This is a genomic window from Herbaspirillum lusitanum P6-12 (genome assembly GCF_000256565.1).
In the GTDB taxonomy this organism is placed as follows: domain Bacteria; phylum Pseudomonadota; class Gammaproteobacteria; order Burkholderiales; family Burkholderiaceae_D; genus Herbaspirillum; species Herbaspirillum lusitanum.
The window spans coordinates 1-3,315 of sequence record NZ_AJHH01000209.1 but is presented as its reverse complement, the minus strand read 5'-3'; the positions used below and the strand labels follow the sequence as shown (position 1 = coordinate 3,315).

Sequence of the window (3,315 nt, the reverse complement as noted above, 5' to 3'; positions counted from 1 at the left end):
CAACTGGTCGGTCGCTTCAAGCTTGATGCCGGCCATGTGCAGGCGCCGGCAAACCCAAAGCTGCTGCTACTGCTTCCGCACCGCGCCTCGCCTCGGCGCCTGCCAAAGCAGCGGGACCGAAACCGACGATGCCGGACTCTGATTCGGATTGGGAAACCTTCTGACGGGCATTTCTGCGTTGTAGCAACTAGTGGAAAAAACGGCAGGAAAACGAAGGGCTTGCACTTAACTGCAAGCCCTTTTTTTACGCGTTGACACCATGATGCCGGCGACCACTGCGCAGCGCCGGCACCTCGCGATCACGACGGCGCCTGCGGCACGACGCCGGCCGCCACAGTCAATGTCCAGGCGGTCTCGAACAAACCTGAAAACTTGCCATTGAACCAAGACCTGCCGCCGGACGGCTCCGCCACGATCGAGATCAAGTATCTTTGACGCGACAGATTGACGCCGCCAACACACTTCTTGCACGCACTTTTTGCGCAGTCCACAGTCAAACATGGAATCGGCTTAAAATAAGCCGATAGCATTGAGCCGTTCAGTTGTCGACCGTCTGTGAAATCCAGCAGTTCCGGCAGGTCCGCCCTGTCGAATCCGTTTAAGGAAAGAGACATGGCAAACTCTCCCAAAACAATGTCCAGCCTGATGTGCGAACTCAGCGTCGCACTCGCCGACCTTGCCGAAAAAATGAGCAATCTGGCAATCAACCTGGAAAATCAATACCTCGATTCCGATGCGGAAGAACCGGCTGCGCTGATGGAAGCCGCACGCTCCACGATTGAAAAGGCCCGGAGCAATTGATGTGAATTGACGCGAATTGATGCGTCACCTGACGCAATTTTCCTAGCCCGACTTGCCGCGCTTCTTTCTTGACATCGCTTCCCGACCAGTATCACGTGCCCCCGCATTCTCATCATCGGTCCAGAACGACGCTCCTTCCGCCTCCACCCGCTCCGCAATGAAATCCGCCACCACGTTGACCCGCACAATGTCGCGCGCATCGGCATGCGTGATCAGCCAGTAGGAGCGATACAGTTTCACTTGCGGCAGCAGGCGCACCAGTTTCTTTTCGCCCCGCGCCATGAAACAGGGCAGCACGCCCAAACCTGCTCCACCGACCACCGCCGCCATCTGGCTGATGATGTTGGAGATGCGGATGTGCGGCCGCAGCGCCGGTGAAATCTCGGACAGGTAATCCAGCTCGCGCGACCACATCAGGTCTTCCACGTAGCCGACCCAGGGATGCGTTTCCAGTTGCGATTTGTCTTCAACGGCCGGCTTTCGACGCAGGTAATCGCGCGCAGCGTAAATCCCCAGTTCGTAATCATTGAGACGGCGCGCATACAAGCGTCCCTGTTCCGGCCGCGTCATGCTCACGGCAATATCGGCCTCGCGCTTGGACAGGCTGAACATGCGCGGATTGGCGATCAACTCCACCTCGAGTTGCGGATGGCGCTGCGCCAGCAGGCTCAGTTGCGGCGCCAGGAAATAGGTGCCCCAGGCTTCCGGCGTGCCGATGCGAATCGAGCCGGTCAGCCCCTGCGCGGCGTCGTCCTGGCGCGCATGAATACGCACCGCCAGGCTTTCCATCGCTTCGGCTTCGGGAATCAGGCGCTCACCTTCGACGGTCAGCGCGTAGCCGGCCGAACGGCGATCGAACAAAGCCACGCCGAGAGATTCTTCCAGCCCGACGATGCGCCGGCTCAATGTCGAATGATCGATGCCGAGCTGACGCGCAGCCACGGTCAGGCGGCCGGCGCGCACCACGGCGAGGAAGGCTTGCAGGTCGTTCCAGTCGAACTTGTTCATGGGACTTCCGTATGCGATTTTTTGCACATGAATTGTGTGATATTCGGCATTTACCGGGAAAAATCCCAATGCTACTCTTTTTCTGCTTTTACGCCTGCGTGTTCATTTTCTTGCCAATGCGGGCGACAAACCTATAAAGGAGACAGCATGTCCAGCATGTTCCATCAGCTCAAGGCCCTGGCCCAAGCCGGCAAACCGGTGCGGGTCGGCCTGATCGGCGCCGGCAAGTTCGGCTCGATGTTCCTCTCGCAAGTGCCGCGCACGCCCGGCGTGCATCTGCTCGGCATCGCCGACCTCTCGCCGGCGCGCGCCAAACAGGCGCTTGCGCGCGTCGGCTGGAAGGACGACATGCATGCCGCGCGTTCCTGGGAAGAGGCGCTGCGCGATGGCAGCACTTTCGTGCAGGACGACGCCGAAGCGATGATCGCGCATCCGCAACTCGACATCGTCATCGACGCCACCGGCAGCCCTGCCGCCGGCATCCGTCACGCGCTGCTGTGTTGCCAGCACCGCAAACACATCATCATGGTCAACGTCGAAGCCGACGCACTGGCGGGACCTCTGCTGGCGCGCCGTGCGGCCGAAGCCGGCATCATTTACTCGATGGCCTACGGCGACCAGCCGGCGCTGATCGCCGAGATGGTCGACTGGGCGCGCACCTCGGGCTTCGACGTGGTGTGCGCCGGCAAGGGCACCAAGTACCTGCCGGTCTATCACCAGTCGACGCCGGATACGGTGTGGGGCCACTACGGCTTCAGCGAAGCGCAGGTGGCTTCGGGCGACTTCAATGCGCAGATGTTCAATTCCTTCCTCGACGGCACCAAGTCGGCGCTGGAAATGGGCGCAGTCGCCAACGCCTGCGGCCTGACGCCCGGCGCCGACGGACTGGCCTTCCCGCCCTGCGGCGTGGACGACCTGCCGAATCTGCTCAAGCCGGCGTCGGCCGGCGGTATCCTGCCGCATTCTGGCACGGTGGAAGTGGTGTCGTCGCTGGAGCGCGACGGCCGTCCGGTATTCCGCGATCTGCGCTGGGGCGTGTACGTGACCTTCGAAGCGCCGAGCGATTACGTGCGCGACTGTTTCGCCCAGTACGGACTCAAGACCGATGCCAGCGGCCGCTACGCCACCATGTACAAACCGTATCACCTGATCGGCCTTGAGCTCGGCATCTCGGTGGCCAACATCGCCGTGCGCGGCCAGGCCACCGGCAGCACGCTGGCGTTCAGCGGCGACACGGTGGCCACCGCCAAGCGCGATCTCAAACCGGGCGAGAAACTGGACGGTGAAGGCGGCCACATGGTCTACGGCAAACTGATGCCGGCAGCCGACTCGCTCAACGCCGAAGCATTGCCGATAGGCCTGGCGCATCACATCGTGCTGCAGCGTCCGGTCGCGGCCGGCCAGGCAGTGCGCTGGAGCGACGTCGCCATCGACAGCAGCGTGCAGGCGATCCAGGTACGGCGTGAAATGGAAGCGCTGTTCCGCAAGGAAATGGGATTGGCGGCG

4 protein-coding genes are annotated in these 3,315 nt (G+C 61.7%); 2 read left to right on the top strand and 2 right to left on the bottom strand.

Annotated features, from left to right (window positions below):
• Positions 1–299: 299 nt before the first annotated feature.
• Positions 300–614: a hypothetical protein gene (locus tag HLUSI_RS32455; protein WP_157137769.1), complete on the bottom strand. Its 315-nt coding sequence runs from the start codon at positions 612–614 to the stop codon at positions 300–302.
• On the opposite strand from HLUSI_RS32455, the gene HLUSI_RS0107080 reads away from it, so the two are divergent.
• The gene (locus HLUSI_RS0107080; protein WP_029363234.1) at positions 613–801 is read left to right on the top strand and encodes a hypothetical protein; all 189 of its coding nucleotides are present in this window, start codon (positions 613–615) and stop codon (positions 799–801) included. The genes HLUSI_RS32455 and HLUSI_RS0107080 overlap by 2 nt on opposite strands.
• A 42-nt stretch (positions 802–843) precedes the next feature.
• Here the strand turns inward: HLUSI_RS0107080 and HLUSI_RS0107075 are convergent, their stop codons facing one another.
• Positions 844–1,809 (bottom strand): LysR family transcriptional regulator, encoded by a 966-nt coding sequence (locus HLUSI_RS0107075; protein ID WP_016833319.1) that lies wholly within the window; start codon positions 1,807–1,809, stop codon positions 844–846.
• A 147-nt stretch (positions 1,810–1,956) separates the two neighbouring features.
• Between HLUSI_RS0107075 and HLUSI_RS0107070 the strand changes: the two genes are divergently transcribed.
• The coding region (locus tag HLUSI_RS0107070; RefSeq protein WP_016833318.1) for an NAD(P)H-dependent oxidoreductase at positions 1,957–3,315 on the top strand (1,359 nt) is incomplete at its 3' end.